Raw genomic sequence first — 12,354 nt, 5'->3', positions numbered from 1 at the left:
TTACAACGACGCGCCGTCGTATGTCACGATATGCGGCAGCAGCTCATCGAGTGCGTACCGGAATCACCGTACAAAGAACAGCTAAGGAGCGATCGTGGCCGCCACGGAACTCGAACACGCCGACACCGAGCGCGTCGTCACTCGCGTGGATCCCGCCGAAGTTCCCTCCGCCGCCTGGGGTTGGAGCGGCGAGTCGCGCCGCACCTTCCGGATCGCGGGCTGGATCGTCGCGCTGATCCTGCTGGCCATGCTGGTCGGCAACCACAGCGGCAAGATCGAGGACATCTTCCTGGTCGGCTTCGCCGCCTTGATCGCGGGCATCCTGATCCGCGACTCGCTGCTGCAGCGCAAGCCGCGCTAGTTCTCCATCCGGAAAGTCTTCTCGCACAACTTCATTCGTCCTGTACCGCGCGCAGTCAGCCGGTACCGTGTGCGTCCGAGGTCCGCGTCCCAGCCGGGTCGCGGACCTCTGTTCTCTGTCCGCACAACCCTTAGGACGCAATGATCAAGACCTGTTCGGCCGCCCTGCTCGCCGCGAGCGCGTTCGGTTCGCTGCTGTTGCTGCCCGCCGCGCCCGCGCACGCCCAGTCACCGGCGTGCGGCGCGGCCATCGACGCGATCAACGCCGCCATCGACGAGTCGGGCGGGAATCTGGACCCGACCGTGCAGCAGTCGCTGGCGACCAAGCTCTCGGCCATCGAGGCCGAAGGCGCGGAGAAGGCCGCCATCGCCGCCTACGCCCAGGCCCTCACGGATGACAAGGTCGCGAACATGGACGCCGCGACCGACGAACTGAACCGGGTTTGTAAGGGCTGATCGCCGGGCGGCGCGGACCGGCCGGGGTTCGCGCCGCCACCCCTGAGCACGAATCGGCTAGCGTCCGCGCCGCCGCGCGGATTTCTTCGCGGCAGGACCCGGACGAGCGCCCGTCTTCTTGGCCGGGGGCTTCTTCCGTGGCTCGTTCTGGTCGGGGCGGGCGGCCCGTGAGCTTCGCTCGGAGCGGCCGCGCACGACGCCGATGAAGTCCTCGACCGGATCGGTGGTGCGATCGGCGGGCCAGGCCAGTGCGATCTCGGTATCCGGGACGTCGAGCATCGTGCGATAGACGAGGTCGCGGCGATGGTGCAGGCGAGCCAGCGAGTGCGGCACGATGGCCGCGCCCCCGGCCGCGGCGACGAGTTCCAGCGCGCCGCCGACCGCGTCGAGGTCCGAGGTGTCCTGCACATGCTCGTCGGCCAGGTCGTTCACGCGTACCTCGTCGAACACCGAGAGCGGGTGATCCTTCTGCACCACGACGACGGGAACCTCCCGGTAGAGCGGGATCGCGCTCATGCCTTCGCGATCGATCGGCAGCCGGACGAAGCACATGTCGACGCGCCCCTCCCGCAGGGCCGTCTCCTGTTCCGCCTGCGCCAGCGCGATCACCTCGAGCGGGGTGTCGGGGAAGCGCTCGGCCCATATCCGGGTCCATTTGGATACCGTGACGCCCGGCACGAAACCCACCCGCAGGGCGGCCGGAGCCTCCGGCGGTCGTGCCGCGGACTCGGTCCGGCCGATGATCTCGCGCGCCTGCTCCAGTAACTCGCGTCCGTCGTCGGTGAGCCGGGTCGGTTGCGCGCCGGGCACGAAAAGCTTCGTGCCGAGTTCGTTCTCCAAGTCGATGACGGTATGGCTCAGCTTCTGACGCGAGATGTGCAGCGATTTCGCCGCGCGCGCGAAGTGCAACTCCTGCGCGACCGCGACGAACCAGCGCAGGCGCACGACATCGATCGACTCCAACCGGCTCATTCGTGGAAGCGTATGCCACCAGGCGATGTGGGCCGCTCGCGCCGCCGGATAGCCGGCTGCCCCGCATACGCGGCGGCGCCCGGCCGGCGGCCGCCCCCCTCCGCAAAGGCGACGCGGGGCTGCGGACGAATCCGTCCGGCGGCGCCCGTTAGGCTGTTCCGGTGAGCCCGGACAAGAACCCGCAGACGATGAAGCCGTTGACGGCGGCGAACAAACTCGGCATCTACCTTCCGGCCGCGCCCGAGGAGTTCCGCAACGCGCCGATCTCTCGCGCTCAGCTGGACGCGCTGCGCAACGATCCCCCCGAGTGGCTCACCGAACTGCGCCGCACCGGCCCGTTTCCCCGCGATGTGGTGGCCCGCAAACTCGGCGTCTCCAACACCGGCTTGACCCGCGCCGAGGTCTCCGACCACCTCACCGCCGACGAGATCGACGTGCTGCTCGCCGACCCGCCGGAATGGCTCGTGCGCGAGCGCGAGAACTACGCGGCGGTCCGCGCGGAGGATGCCCGCATCAAGGCGAAAGAGGCCGAACGCCGCGCCGCCACCAACCGCCCGGCGAAGAACCGCGGCTAGCGGGTCGTCCGGCACCGGCGGTCGAGAAGGACGCTCCGAATCCCGTTACCGGGCAGCGCAAGCGTGTGCGCGGCTTCGGCCGACGCGGCCGCTCGAGCGGTCACATCGGCCTCTGGCGTCTCAGTTCTCCGCGGCCAGCTGACCACAGGCGGCGGCGATTTCCTGGCCGCGGGTGTCGCGGACCGTGCAGGGCACGCCCTGGGCGTTGACGCGACGGACGAACTCCTGCTCGACCGGTTTGGGGCTGGCGTCCCACTTCGAGCCGGGCGTGGGGTTGAGCGGGATGACGTTGACGTGCACGCGCGAGCCGAGCGCCTTGTGCAGCTTCTCGCCCAGCATGTCCGCGCGCCACGGGTGGTCGTTGATGTCGCGGATGAGGGCGTACTCGACCGAGACGCGGCGGCCGGTCTTGTCCGCGTAGTAGCGGGCCGCGTCGAGCACCTCGGCGATCGGCCAGCGATTGTTCACCGGGACGAGGGTGTCGCGCAGTTCGTCGTCGGGCGTGTGCAGGGAGACCGCGAGCGTGACCGACAATCCCTCGTCGGCCAGCTTGCGGATGGCCGGAGCGAGCCCGACGGTCGAGACCACGACGTTGCGCTGGGAAATGCCCAGGCCGTCCGGCGCGGGCGAGGTGATCCGGCGCACCGCCGCGACCACCCGCTTGTAGTTGGCCAGCGGCTCGCCCATACCCATGAAGACGATGTTGGACAGCCTGCCGGGCCCACCCGCCACTTCGCCGTCCCGCAGCGCCGCGGCCGCGGCGCGCACCTGGTCGACGATCTCGGCGGTGGACAGGTTGCGGTTGAGCCCGCCCTGACCGGTGGCGCAGAACGGGCACGCCATGCCGCAACCGGCCTGGCTGGAGATGCACAAGGTCGCGCGGTCCGGGTAGCGCATCAGGACGCTTTCCAGCAGCGTCCCGTCGCCCGCGCGCCACAACGTCTTGCGGGTCTCCCCCGCATCGCACGCCACGTGCTTGACCACGCTCAACAGCGGCGGGAACAGCGCCTCGCCGATCTTCTCCCGCACCGCGGCGGGCAGATCGGTCATTCCGGCCGGATCGGCCTGCAATCTCGCGTAGTACTGGCGCGCGATCTGATCGGCGCGGAATTTCGGCAGGCCCAGTTCCTCGACGGCCGCGCGCCTGCCCTCGGCATCGAGGTCGGCGAGATGCCGAGGCGGCATGCCACGGCGCGGAGCGTCGAAAACCAGGGGCAGGGAGATGGTCATAGTTGCTCCATTCTCCCATCCGCCGGAACTACCCGGGCACTCGACCACAGTCGGGCCCGACATACCCGGTTGGTCGCCGGGAAATACTCGCGGCCACGATAGCTGTCGGCCATGATCGAGATATGTCCACGCACCCCGAATACCCGACGGAGCCGGACCCGGACCTGTCGCAGCGCCAACGCGCGACGCCGCCCGGCGCCCCGCCTGTCGCCCCTGTCAAGAAATCACTGTCCTCGCGCACCGGTTACGCCTGGAGCGGGCTGGTCACCGGCGTCTTGATCCTGGTCCTGTTGCTGATCTTCATCCTGCAGAACTTGGAGCAGATCCAGGTGCACTTCTTCTTCTGGGACTTCTCGCTGCCGCTCGGCGTCACCGTGCTGCTGTCGGTGATCGGCGGGGCACTCGTCATGGCCTCGGTGGGCGGCGTTCGCATCCTGCAGTTGCGCAAAGCGGCCAAGAAGGGCTGACGCGCCCGATCACAGCAGCGTCGACAGCACCAACCAGGAGACGAACGCCGAAGGAAGCATCGAGTCGAGGCGGTCCATGATGCCCCCGTGACCCGGCAGCAAGGTGCCCATGTCCTTGATGCCGAGTTCACGCTTGATCTGCGATTCGATCAGATCGCCGCAGGTGGCCACCAGCACCAGGCCGACGCCGAGCACGACGCCGATCATCGAGTTGGCCTCCAGCAGCAGCGTCACCGTGAGCAGACCGCCGATCACGCTGAACACCAGCGAACCGGCGAAACCCTCCCAGGACTTCTTCGGGCTGATCGAGGGCACCATCGGATGCTTGCCGAACAGCACGCCCGCCACGTAACCGCCGACATCGGAGCAGACCACCAGGATCATGAAGGTCAGCACCCGCAGGTTGCCGTCCGGCTCGAGCAACAGCAGCGTGGCGAACGAGGCCAGCAAGGGGATCCAGGCCAGCGTGAACACCGTGATGGCCGTGTCGCGCAGGAAGTTTCGCGGCGCGGTCCGCAAGCCGTGATCGAACAGCCGCCACACCATGCAGATCAGCGTGGTGGCGGCGAACGCGCCCGCGACGCCGCTGGCCCCGTACGGCCAGCCCAGCCAGAACACCGCCTGGCCACCCGCGATCAGCGGAACCCGCGGAACGAGCACGTCGGCCTCGCGCAGCCGCTTGGCGACCTCCCAGGTGGCCACGCCGACCCCGGCCGCCGCGACGCCGATGAACACTTTCGGCACGAACAGCAGGATCGCGATCAGCGAAAGCCCCAGACCGAAGCCGACGGTCAGCGCGGCGGGCAGATTCCGGCCCGCGCGCGAACCTTTCGACGCGGGAGCGGGTTCGGATGCCGCGGGGCCGCGTAACGGTTCATGACCGGACGCACCAGCGTCGTGCGGGTGCTGTCGCCTCGCATCGGCTGTCCCGTTCACCGGCGGCTCCTCTGCCGCACCGGTCGCGGCGGCGTTCTCGGCCACGATTGTCCCGTCGCTCAACTCGTCGTTCCGTTCGTCCCCCGCCCGGGCGGGCCTTGGCGCTGTTCCGCCGGCAATCGCGGTGATCCGGCCTCCTCCGGACCGGTCCCGCCTGCCGACCGATCCGCGTCAGACCTCGAGCAGTTCGGCTTCCTTGTGCTTGACCAATTCGTCGACCTGGCCGACATACTTGGCGGTGGTCTTGTCGAGTTCCTTCTCGGCGCGCCCGACCTCGTCCTCGCCCGCCTCGCCATCCTTCTGGATACGAGACAGTTCGTCCATCGCCTTGCGACGGACATTGCGGATGGCGACCTTGGCGTCCTCGCCCTTGCCCCTCGCCTGCTTTGCGAGTTCACGGCGGCGCTCCTCGGTCAGCTGCGGCACCGAGATCCGGATGATGTCGCCGTTGTTGGTGGGGTTGACCCCGAGATCCGAGTTGCGGATCGCCGTCTCGATCGGGCCGAGCTGGCCTGCCTCGTAAGGTTTGATCACGACCATGCGCGGCTCCGGCACCGTGATGCTGGACATCTGGGTGATCGGGGTCGGCGACCCGTAATAGTCGACCACGACCCGGGAGAACATGCCCGGATTCGCCCGCCCGGTACGAATGGTTCCGAGATCGTCCTTCGCTACCGAGACGGCCTTTTCCATCTTCTCCTCGGCGTCGAAGAGCGCTTCTTCAATCACGACCGTTTCCTCCACAGCGTCGTCATGTCATGATCCGCGGTCCGCGGGTGTCAGGACCGAACCAGTGTGCCGATCTTCTCACCGGCGACCGCGCGGGCGATATTGCCCTTGGTCAACAAATTGAACACCAGAATCGGCATCTGGTTGTCCATGCACAAGCTGAAGGCGGTCGCGTCCGCGACCTTGAGGTCGCGCTCGATGACCTCTTTGTGAGTGATCTCGGAGTACATGGTCGCGGTCTCGTCGACGCGTGGGTCGGCGGTGAACACCCCGTCGACCGCCTTGGCCATCAACACCACGTCCGCGCCGATCTCCAGCGCGCGCTGTGCGGCGGTGGTGTCGGTGGAGAAGTACGGCATGCCCATCCCGGCGCCGAAGATGACCACGCGGCCCTTCTCCAGGTGACGCTTGGCGCGCAGCGGGAGGTAGGGCTCTGCGACCTGGCCCATGGTGATCGCGGTCTGCACCCTGGTGTCCACGCCCTGCTGCTGCAGGAAGTCTTGCAGGGCAAGGCTGTTCATCACCGTGCCGAGCATGCCCATGTAGTCGGAACGCGCGCGTTCCATGCCGCGTTCCTCGAGTTCGGCGCCGCGGAAGAAGTTCCCGCCGCCGATCACGACGGCCACCTGCATGCCGGTGGCGACCACCTCGGCGATCTGCTCGGCCACCGTCTGCACGACGTCCGGGTCGAGCCCGACCTTCCCGCCGCCGAACATCTCCCCGCCGAGTTTCAGCAGTACCCGGCGATATCCTGGGCGATCGGTCCCCGGGTCCGTCATGGGTCTCCAGTCTCCTTCGGCGAGGGATTGTCGTTCTTGCGGCGATTCGTTGCGCGCGGCAGGCGCCTGTGACGTAGAGCAAGGCAGAGCGGCATCCATCCTGCCTTATTCGGTTGGAGCGGCAGCAGAAGGCCCCCCGTCAACCGGCGTTCGTTCGGTCGGCGGGGGGCCTGCACGCTGGGGGTGCGGCGAGACTCAGTTCGCGCCGACCTCGAAGCGGGCGAAGCGGGTGACGGTGACACCGGCCTCGTCCAGCAACGCCTTGACGGTCTTCTTCGAATCGGTGACCGACGGCTGCTCCAGCAGCACGACGTCCTTGAAGAAGCCGTTGACCCGGCCCTCGGTGATCTTCGGCAGCGCGGCCTCGGGCTTGCCCTCCTCGCGAGCGGTCTGCTCGGCGATGCGGCGCTCGTTCTCCACGATGTCGGCAGGAACCTCGTCGCGGGTCACGTACTTGGCCTTGAGCGCGGCGACCTGCATGGCGGCGGAGCGGGCGGCCTCGGCCGCGGCGTCACCTTCGCCGGTGTACTCGACCAGCACGCCGACGGCGGGCGGCAGGTCGGAGGCACGCTTGTGCAGGTAGGTGGCGACCGGGCCGTCCAGCGAGATGACACGGCGCAGCTCGAGCTTCTCGCCGATCTTCGCGGCCAGCGCCTGCACCGCCTCGTCGACGGTCTTGCCGCCCAGGTCCAGCGCCTTCAGCGTCTCCAGGTCGCCGGGCTTGGCGGCCGCCGCCGCGGCGACGACCTGCTCGGCCAGCTGCTGGAACTCCGCGTTCTTCGCGACGAAGTCGGTCTCGGAGTTGATCTCGACCATGACGCCGTCCTTGGCGGCGACCAGGCCTTCGGCGGTGGTCCGCTCGGCACGCTTGCCGACGTCCTTCGCGCCCTTGATGCGCAGCAGCTCGACGGCCTTGTCGAAATCACCGTCGGTCTCGGCCAGCGCGTTCTTGCAGTCCATCATGCCGGAGCCGGTCAGCTCCCGGAGCCGCTTCACATCGGCAGCGGTGTAGTTCGCCATTCTCGGCGAGCCTCCTTTGGAGAAGTATGAGTGTTGGCAGCGGCGATCACGATGGCACTCGCTCGTGATCGCCGCCGAAACTGTGCGTTACGACGAGACTCAGGCCTCGGCCGAGGTCTCGGCGGCCTCGGCGCCGGGGGCGGCCTGCGCGAGCAGCTCCTGCTCCCACTCGGCCAGCGGCTCGCCCGCGCCCGCCTCCGGCTTCTCGTCGCCCGAGGACGCGCCTGCGCGCGCCTGCACACCCTCGGCCACCGCGGAGGCGACGACCTTGGTCAGCAGGGCGGCGGAGCGGATCGCGTCGTCGTTACCCGGGATCGGGTAGTCGACCAGGTCGGGGTCGCAGTTGGTGTCCAGGATCGCGATGACCGGGATGTTCAGCTTGCGCGCCTCGCCGACGGCGATGTGCTCCTTGTTGGTGTCGACGACCCAGATGGCCGAGGGCACCTTCTGCATGTCGCGGATACCGCCGAGGGTGCGCTCCAGCTTGTTCATCTCACGCGTCAGCATGAGGATTTCCTTCTTGGTGCGACCCTCGAAGCCACCGGTCTGCTCCATGGCCTCGAGCTCCTTGAGGCGCTGCAGGCGCTTGTGCACGGTGGAGAAGTTGGTGAGCATGCCGCCCAGCCAGCGCTGGTTGACGTAGGGCATCCCGACGCGAGTCGCCTCGGCCGCGATCGACTCCTGGGCCTGCTTCTTGGTGCCGACGAAGAGGACGGTGCCACCGTGGGCGACGGTCTCCTTGACGAACTCGTAGGCCTTGTCGATGTAGGTCAGCGTCTGCTGCAGGTCGATGATGTAGATGCCGTTGCGGTCGGTGAAGATGAACCGCTTCATCTTCGGGTTCCAGCGCCGGGTCTGGTGTCCGAAGTGCGCGCCGCTGTCGAGCAGCTGCTTCATGGTTACGACAGCCATAGCTCCCGTATCTCTCTTTCATTTGCCGGTTGACGCAGTGAATCGGCGATCCACTGCCCTGGCGCCGCCGAATCGTCGGACCCGACCGCGAGGGTGGGACCAGCCGGCGATTCCCTGTTCCGAACACGCTGCCGCGAACTCACATATGTCGAGTTCGATCCGAACAGCGCCGCTATGAACAAGCACGGGTGGCGCGCGAAGTCGGTCCATGCAGGCACAGACCGCCCGATCAGTTTACGGCCTCGTGGCACCCAGACCTAAATCGGTTCGATCCGAAGCCTTGACCAGCCGGAACGTCGGCTTTCCACAAGCGAGTGAGTTATCCACATTCCACGGATCGAGCCCTGGGAGCCGCCGCAACCGCGCAAGGCTGGAGCCATGAAACCGTTCTCCACCGCGACCACCTTCCTCGTCCCCCTGTTCTTCGTGCTCGGCATCGTCGCCGCTCCGCCGGTCGGCGCCGAGACTCCTGCCGCGGACCCTGTGCGCGGGGCGTGCACGGGGTCCGTTTGCCTGCCGTCTCTCTCCGATCTGCTGCGGCGCGCGCCGCTGCCGTTCCGGCAATCCGGGCTCGGTGCGGGTGGGCACGACCATCTCGAGACGGCTTCCGCCTCCGGTGGCGACCTGTGCGCGCCGCCCGCACCCCTCTGCGGAGCGTGATCCGACCTCCGGACCGGCCCGATGACCAACTGGAATGCGATGCGGCCTCGTCGGTGTATCTCTTCGGCCTTGGCTCTCGGTATGACCGCGATCGTCGCGACGGCGCCGACCGCGACAGCAGGCCCCGAAGGACGGTTCGGCTGGCCCCTGCAACCGCGCCCCGCGGTCGAACGGCACTTCGACAAACCCGCGCAGAACTGGCTACCGGGGCATCGCGGAGTCGATCTGGCAGGCATCGAGGGTCAGGCCGTACTAGCCGCAGGAGAAGGGATCGTCGTGTTCGCCGGAACCGTGGCAGACAAGCCGGTCATCTCCATCGATCACCCCGGCGGCCTGCGCACGACATACGAGCCCGTCCGCGCCGAGATTGCCGTGGGCAGGCGGGTCGGCCGCGGCACCCGGATCGGGACACTCGAGTCCGGGCACCCTGGGTGTGTGACGGCATGTCTGCACTGGGGCGCGCGCGCCGAGGGCGGTCGGCGCCGCACGCGCGAGTATCTCGACCCCCTCGGGCTCCTCCACCTCACTCCCCTGCGGCTGAAACCAGTGCCTTCCTGAGCCCGAATCGCACTGGGCCGCCCTCGACCCAGCACCAGCGACCGGCCTCGCCTCACGCATCGGATCGCGTCTCCCCTCCCGTCGCGGCGCGACTCCGCGCCTCTGAGCCCCCGCACCGGACGACTCGCTGTTTCGTGGCGCTCGAGTCGCTTCTTCGAGGAGCCCGGAACGATCGAAACCGGCGTGTCGGCGAGTGGGGGTGGCGAGGCCGTCGGCGGTGGGGTGAAGATCGGGGTATGGCGGATGGACGCGCAGGATCGTCGTTCACGTATTCCCAGGTCGGCGCGACACGAGACGCGGTGCCGGAGGGTTATCGCGGTTTACGGCTGCGGCGACGCATCGGTCGGGGACGCGAGCTGTTCGAGCGGGCCGGTGCGGAAATCCTGGCCTATAGGGTCCAAAAAGGGACCGGAATCTTTCGATCCGCCGACACCCCGACGGCCGAACCGGGCACCGCCATCACCGTGCGGCTGGGACTCGGCCCATTAGGGATCACCGCGCCGTGCCGCGTGGTGTACATACTCGACGAACCGGACCGGCGGGGTTTCGCGTACGGAACCTTGCCCGGACATCCGGCGTCCGGCGAAGAACTGTTCGCCGTCGAGTACGACCCCTCCGATGACGGGGTGTACGGACTGATCGTCGCGTTCTCCCGCCCCGCGACCTGGTACACCCGGCTCGGTGGACCCGTGGTGCGGCTGATCCAGCGCTTCGCCGCGGGCCGGTACCTCGCGACATTGCCGACGTCGGTCTGACCCGAACACCGTCGCGGGCCGAGGGCTATGGGGTGACGATCGCGAAATCGGGATCGGGAGCGTCGAAGATGCCGACCAATTCGGCGAGCTTGGTGACGTCTCCCTCGATGACGATGTCGCCCGCGGCCGCCGCGACGCCGAAGTCCTCGCCGGCCAGCAACACTCGGATCAGGGTGGACTTGGCCAGCGTGAACGAGGCATCGGGTTCCGGGAGGGTCATGCCGGGCGCGACGTCGAAGTGGGTGAGGCGGCCGTTGCGCAATTCGAGCCGGTGGGTGCGGTCCTGATCGGTGAGTTTCCAGTCCGTCACGAGCCGATGGTCCCACGCCTTGGGGCCGTCGACGCGCAACGCCAAGGCGTCGAAGATCTGGTCGATGCTCAGCGCCGCCACCATGGTCGGCGATTCACTCTTGGTCGGCGTGCCGAACGAACCGTAGCGCAGCTCGTAGGCTCCGCTGAGATAGAAGTTGCGCCAGGTCGCGTTCTCCGCCCCGTAGCCCAGTTGCTCGAACGTCGCGGCCTGCAATTGCTTCGCGTCGTCGTTGTCCGGCTCGGCGAAGATGACGTAGTTGAGCACCTGCGCCACCCAGCGGTAGTCCCCGGCGTCGTAGGAGGCCCGTGCCTTGCGCAGCACTTCGTCCGCGCCGCCCATGAATTCCACATGCCGCCGGGCGGATTCGACCGGCGGGTGCTCCCACAGGTGGGCGGGGTTGCCGTCGAACCAGCCCATGTAGCGCTGGTAGACGGCCTTCACGTTGTGGCTGACCGAACCGTAGTATCCGCGCGTGTGCCAGGCCTGCTCGATCGCGGGCGGAAGAGTGACCAGCTCGGCGATCTCCGCGCCCACGTAGCCCTGATTCAGCAGGCGGACGGTTTGGTCGTGCAGGTACCCGTACAGGTCGCGTTGCAGGGAGAGGAATTCCACCAGGCGTTCGGTGCCCCAGGTCGGCCAATGGTGCGAGGCGAAGACGACGTCGGAATCGCGGGCGAACAGGTTGATCGCCTCGGTCAGATATTTCGCCCAGATATGAGCATCGCGTACCAGCGCGCCGCGCAACGTGAGCACGTTGTGCAGCGTGTGGGTCGCGTTCTCCGCCATGCACAGGGCACGGCGGTCGGGGAAGTGGAAGTTCATCTCCGCGGGCGCCTCGGTGCCGGGGGTGAGCTGGAAGACCATCCGTACGCCGTCGATCGTCTCCTCTTGGCCGGTGGCGGTGATGTCGACGGTCGGCGGGATCAGCGTGACCGTGCCGACCGACGTGGTCTGACCGAGCCCGGAGCCCACCGCGCCCAGCGGTCCGCGCGGCAGCACCGCGCCGTACATGTACCCGGCGCGGCGCGCCATCGCCGTTCCCGCGTAGATGTTCTCGGCCACCGCGTGTTCCAGGAAGCCGGCCGGCGCCAGCACCGGACAGCGCCCTTCCTCGACCGCCGCCGCGGTGGTGACCCCGCACGCCCCGCCGAAGTGGTCGATGTGCGAATGCGTATAGATCAGACCGGTCACCGGCCGGTCGCCCCGATGGGCGCGGTAGAGCGCGAGACCGGCCGCCGCGGTCTCGGCCGAGATCAGCGGATCGATCACGAGGACGCCGGTTTCGCCTTCGACCAGCGTCATATTGGAGATGTCGAAACCGCGGATCTGATAGATGCCCTCGGTCACCTCGAACAACCCTTGTCGCATCGCGAGGCCCGACTGCCGCCACAGGCTGGGATGCACCGAGGCCGGGCAGGGATCCCGCAGGAACGCATAGGAGTCGTTGTCCCACACGACGGTTCCGTCTTCGGAGGTGACCACGCCGGGTTCCAGCGCGGCGATGAAACCGCGCTCGGAGTCGGCCGGATCGGTCGTGTCGGCGAAGGGCAAGGCGGCGGTCGCGCGCTCGTGCTCCGCGACGATGAAGTGGCTCGGCTCGCTCGCTGTGCTCATTGTCGTCCTCCTGTCGTC

The 12,354-nt window shown here is 68.0% G+C and carries 15 protein-coding genes; 7 read left to right on the top strand and 8 right to left on the bottom strand.

What is annotated here, in order from left to right; genetic code table 11:
* Positions 1-94 precede the first annotated feature (94 nt).
* Positions 95-361 (top strand): DUF2631 domain-containing protein, encoded by a 267-nt coding sequence (locus ABZ803_RS06990; RefSeq protein ID WP_040868261.1) that lies wholly within the window; start codon positions 95-97, stop codon positions 359-361.
* Positions 362-501: 140 nt separating this feature from the next.
* Complete coding sequence (locus ABZ803_RS06985; protein WP_357033832.1) at positions 502-816, top strand: hypothetical protein; 315 nt, start codon at positions 502-504, stop codon at positions 814-816.
* Between the two features lie 57 nt (positions 817-873).
* Here ABZ803_RS06985 and ABZ803_RS06980 read toward each other — a convergent pair whose 3' ends face one another.
* Positions 874-1,788, bottom strand: a complete 915-nt coding sequence (locus ABZ803_RS06980) for a LysR substrate-binding domain-containing protein (RefSeq protein WP_357033830.1) — start codon at positions 1,786-1,788, stop codon at positions 874-876.
* A 161-nt stretch (positions 1,789-1,949) separates the two neighbouring features.
* Here ABZ803_RS06980 and ABZ803_RS06975 point away from each other — a divergent pair, with 161 nt between their 5' ends.
* Positions 1,950-2,363: a DUF5997 family protein gene (locus tag ABZ803_RS06975; protein WP_357033828.1), complete on the top strand. Its 414-nt coding sequence runs from the start codon at positions 1,950-1,952 to the stop codon at positions 2,361-2,363.
* Between the two features lie 120 nt (positions 2,364-2,483).
* On the opposite strand, the gene rlmN is transcribed toward ABZ803_RS06975, so the two are convergent.
* Entirely contained in the window at positions 2,484-3,593 is a 1,110-nt protein-coding gene (gene rlmN, locus ABZ803_RS06970; RefSeq protein ID WP_357033826.1) for a 23S rRNA (adenine(2503)-C(2))-methyltransferase RlmN, read from the bottom strand.
* Positions 3,594-3,715: 122 nt separating this feature from the next.
* Between rlmN and ABZ803_RS06965 the strand changes: the two genes are divergently transcribed.
* Positions 3,716-4,060, top strand: a complete 345-nt coding sequence (locus ABZ803_RS06965; RefSeq protein ID WP_357033824.1) for a lipopolysaccharide assembly protein LapA domain-containing protein — start codon at positions 3,716-3,718, stop codon at positions 4,058-4,060.
* A gap of 9 nt (positions 4,061-4,069) precedes the next feature.
* Here the strand turns inward: ABZ803_RS06965 and ABZ803_RS06960 are convergent, their stop codons facing one another.
* The 5 genes from ABZ803_RS06960 to rpsB all read right to left on the bottom strand — a co-directional run bounded on the left by ABZ803_RS06960 (position 4,070) and on the right by rpsB (position 8,436).
* Positions 4,070-4,867, bottom strand: a complete 798-nt coding sequence (locus tag ABZ803_RS06960) for a phosphatidate cytidylyltransferase (RefSeq protein ID WP_357034343.1) — start codon at positions 4,865-4,867, stop codon at positions 4,070-4,072.
* 300 nt (positions 4,868-5,167) lie between these two features.
* A complete protein-coding gene (gene frr, locus ABZ803_RS06955) occupies positions 5,168-5,725 on the bottom strand; it encodes a ribosome recycling factor (protein ID WP_357033822.1) in 558 nt (185 codons plus the stop codon).
* Between the two features lie 50 nt (positions 5,726-5,775).
* Entirely contained in the window at positions 5,776-6,504 is a 729-nt protein-coding gene (gene pyrH / locus ABZ803_RS06950) for a UMP kinase (protein ID WP_040868271.1), read from the bottom strand.
* A 195-nt stretch (positions 6,505-6,699) separates the two neighbouring features.
* Positions 6,700-7,524, bottom strand: coding sequence for a translation elongation factor Ts (gene tsf, locus ABZ803_RS06945; protein WP_040868273.1), 825 nt, complete (start codon positions 7,522-7,524; stop codon positions 6,700-6,702).
* A 99-nt stretch (positions 7,525-7,623) separates the two neighbouring features.
* Positions 7,624-8,436 carry a 30S ribosomal protein S2 gene (gene rpsB / locus ABZ803_RS06940; protein WP_062969814.1) on the bottom strand — a complete coding sequence of 271 codons (813 nt, stop codon included), beginning with the start codon at positions 8,434-8,436 and terminating at the stop codon, positions 7,624-7,626.
* Positions 8,437-8,814: 378 nt separating this feature from the next.
* Between rpsB and ABZ803_RS06935 the strand changes: the two genes are divergently transcribed.
* The 3 genes from ABZ803_RS06935 (at position 8,815) to ABZ803_RS06925 (ending at position 10,409) form a co-directional block, all read left to right on the top strand.
* Positions 8,815-9,096, top strand: a complete 282-nt coding sequence (locus ABZ803_RS06935; RefSeq protein WP_357033820.1) for a hypothetical protein — start codon at positions 8,815-8,817, stop codon at positions 9,094-9,096.
* A gap of 81 nt (positions 9,097-9,177) precedes the next feature.
* Positions 9,178-9,654 carry a M23 family metallopeptidase gene (locus ABZ803_RS06930; RefSeq protein ID WP_357033818.1) on the top strand — a complete coding sequence of 159 codons (477 nt, stop codon included), beginning with the start codon at positions 9,178-9,180 and terminating at the stop codon, positions 9,652-9,654.
* 236 nt (positions 9,655-9,890) lie between these two features.
* The gene (locus ABZ803_RS06925) at positions 9,891-10,409 is read left to right on the top strand and encodes a DUF1990 domain-containing protein (RefSeq protein WP_357033816.1); all 519 of its coding nucleotides are present in this window, start codon (positions 9,891-9,893) and stop codon (positions 10,407-10,409) included.
* Positions 10,410-10,434: 25 nt separating this feature from the next.
* Here the strand turns inward: ABZ803_RS06925 and ABZ803_RS06920 are convergent, their stop codons facing one another.
* Entirely contained in the window at positions 10,435-12,336 is a 1,902-nt protein-coding gene (locus ABZ803_RS06920) for an alkyl sulfatase dimerization domain-containing protein (protein WP_357033814.1), read from the bottom strand.
* Positions 12,337-12,354 lie beyond the last annotated feature (18 nt).

The organism is Nocardia sp. NPDC047648, from assembly GCF_040642815.1.
Lineage (GTDB): Bacteria > Actinomycetota > Actinomycetes > Mycobacteriales > Mycobacteriaceae > Nocardia > Nocardia gamkensis.
Note: the sequence above shows the minus strand (reverse complement) of the source record. Positions and strands in the feature narration are given on the sequence as shown.

Excerpts from the sequence above, each read along its gene's own strand:
- rlmN (WP_357033826.1), bottom strand. The coding sequence starts at position 3,593 with ATGACCATCTCCCTGCCCCTGGTTTTCGACGCTCCGCGCCGTGGCATG.
- pyrH (WP_040868271.1), bottom strand. The coding sequence starts at position 6,504 with ATGACGGACCCGGGGACCGATCGCCCAGGATATCGCCGGGTACTGCTG.
- rpsB (WP_062969814.1), bottom strand. The coding sequence starts at position 8,436 with ATGGCTGTCGTAACCATGAAGCAGCTGCTCGACAGCGGCGCGCACTTC.
- ABZ803_RS06925 (WP_357033816.1), top strand. The coding sequence starts at position 9,891 with ATGGCGGATGGACGCGCAGGATCGTCGTTCACGTATTCCCAGGTCGGC.
- ABZ803_RS06965 (WP_357033824.1), top strand. The coding sequence starts at position 3,716 with ATGTCCACGCACCCCGAATACCCGACGGAGCCGGACCCGGACCTGTCG.
- ABZ803_RS06980 (WP_357033830.1), bottom strand. The coding sequence starts at position 1,788 with ATGAGCCGGTTGGAGTCGATCGATGTCGTGCGCCTGCGCTGGTTCGTC.
- tsf (WP_040868273.1), bottom strand. The coding sequence starts at position 7,524 with ATGGCGAACTACACCGCTGCCGATGTGAAGCGGCTCCGGGAGCTGACC.
- ABZ803_RS06935 (WP_357033820.1), top strand. The coding sequence starts at position 8,815 with ATGAAACCGTTCTCCACCGCGACCACCTTCCTCGTCCCCCTGTTCTTC.
- ABZ803_RS06930 (WP_357033818.1), top strand. The coding sequence starts at position 9,178 with ATGACCGCGATCGTCGCGACGGCGCCGACCGCGACAGCAGGCCCCGAA.
- ABZ803_RS06920 (WP_357033814.1), bottom strand. The coding sequence starts at position 12,336 with ATGAGCACAGCGAGCGAGCCGAGCCACTTCATCGTCGCGGAGCACGAG.
- ABZ803_RS06985 (WP_357033832.1), top strand. The coding sequence starts at position 502 with ATGATCAAGACCTGTTCGGCCGCCCTGCTCGCCGCGAGCGCGTTCGGT.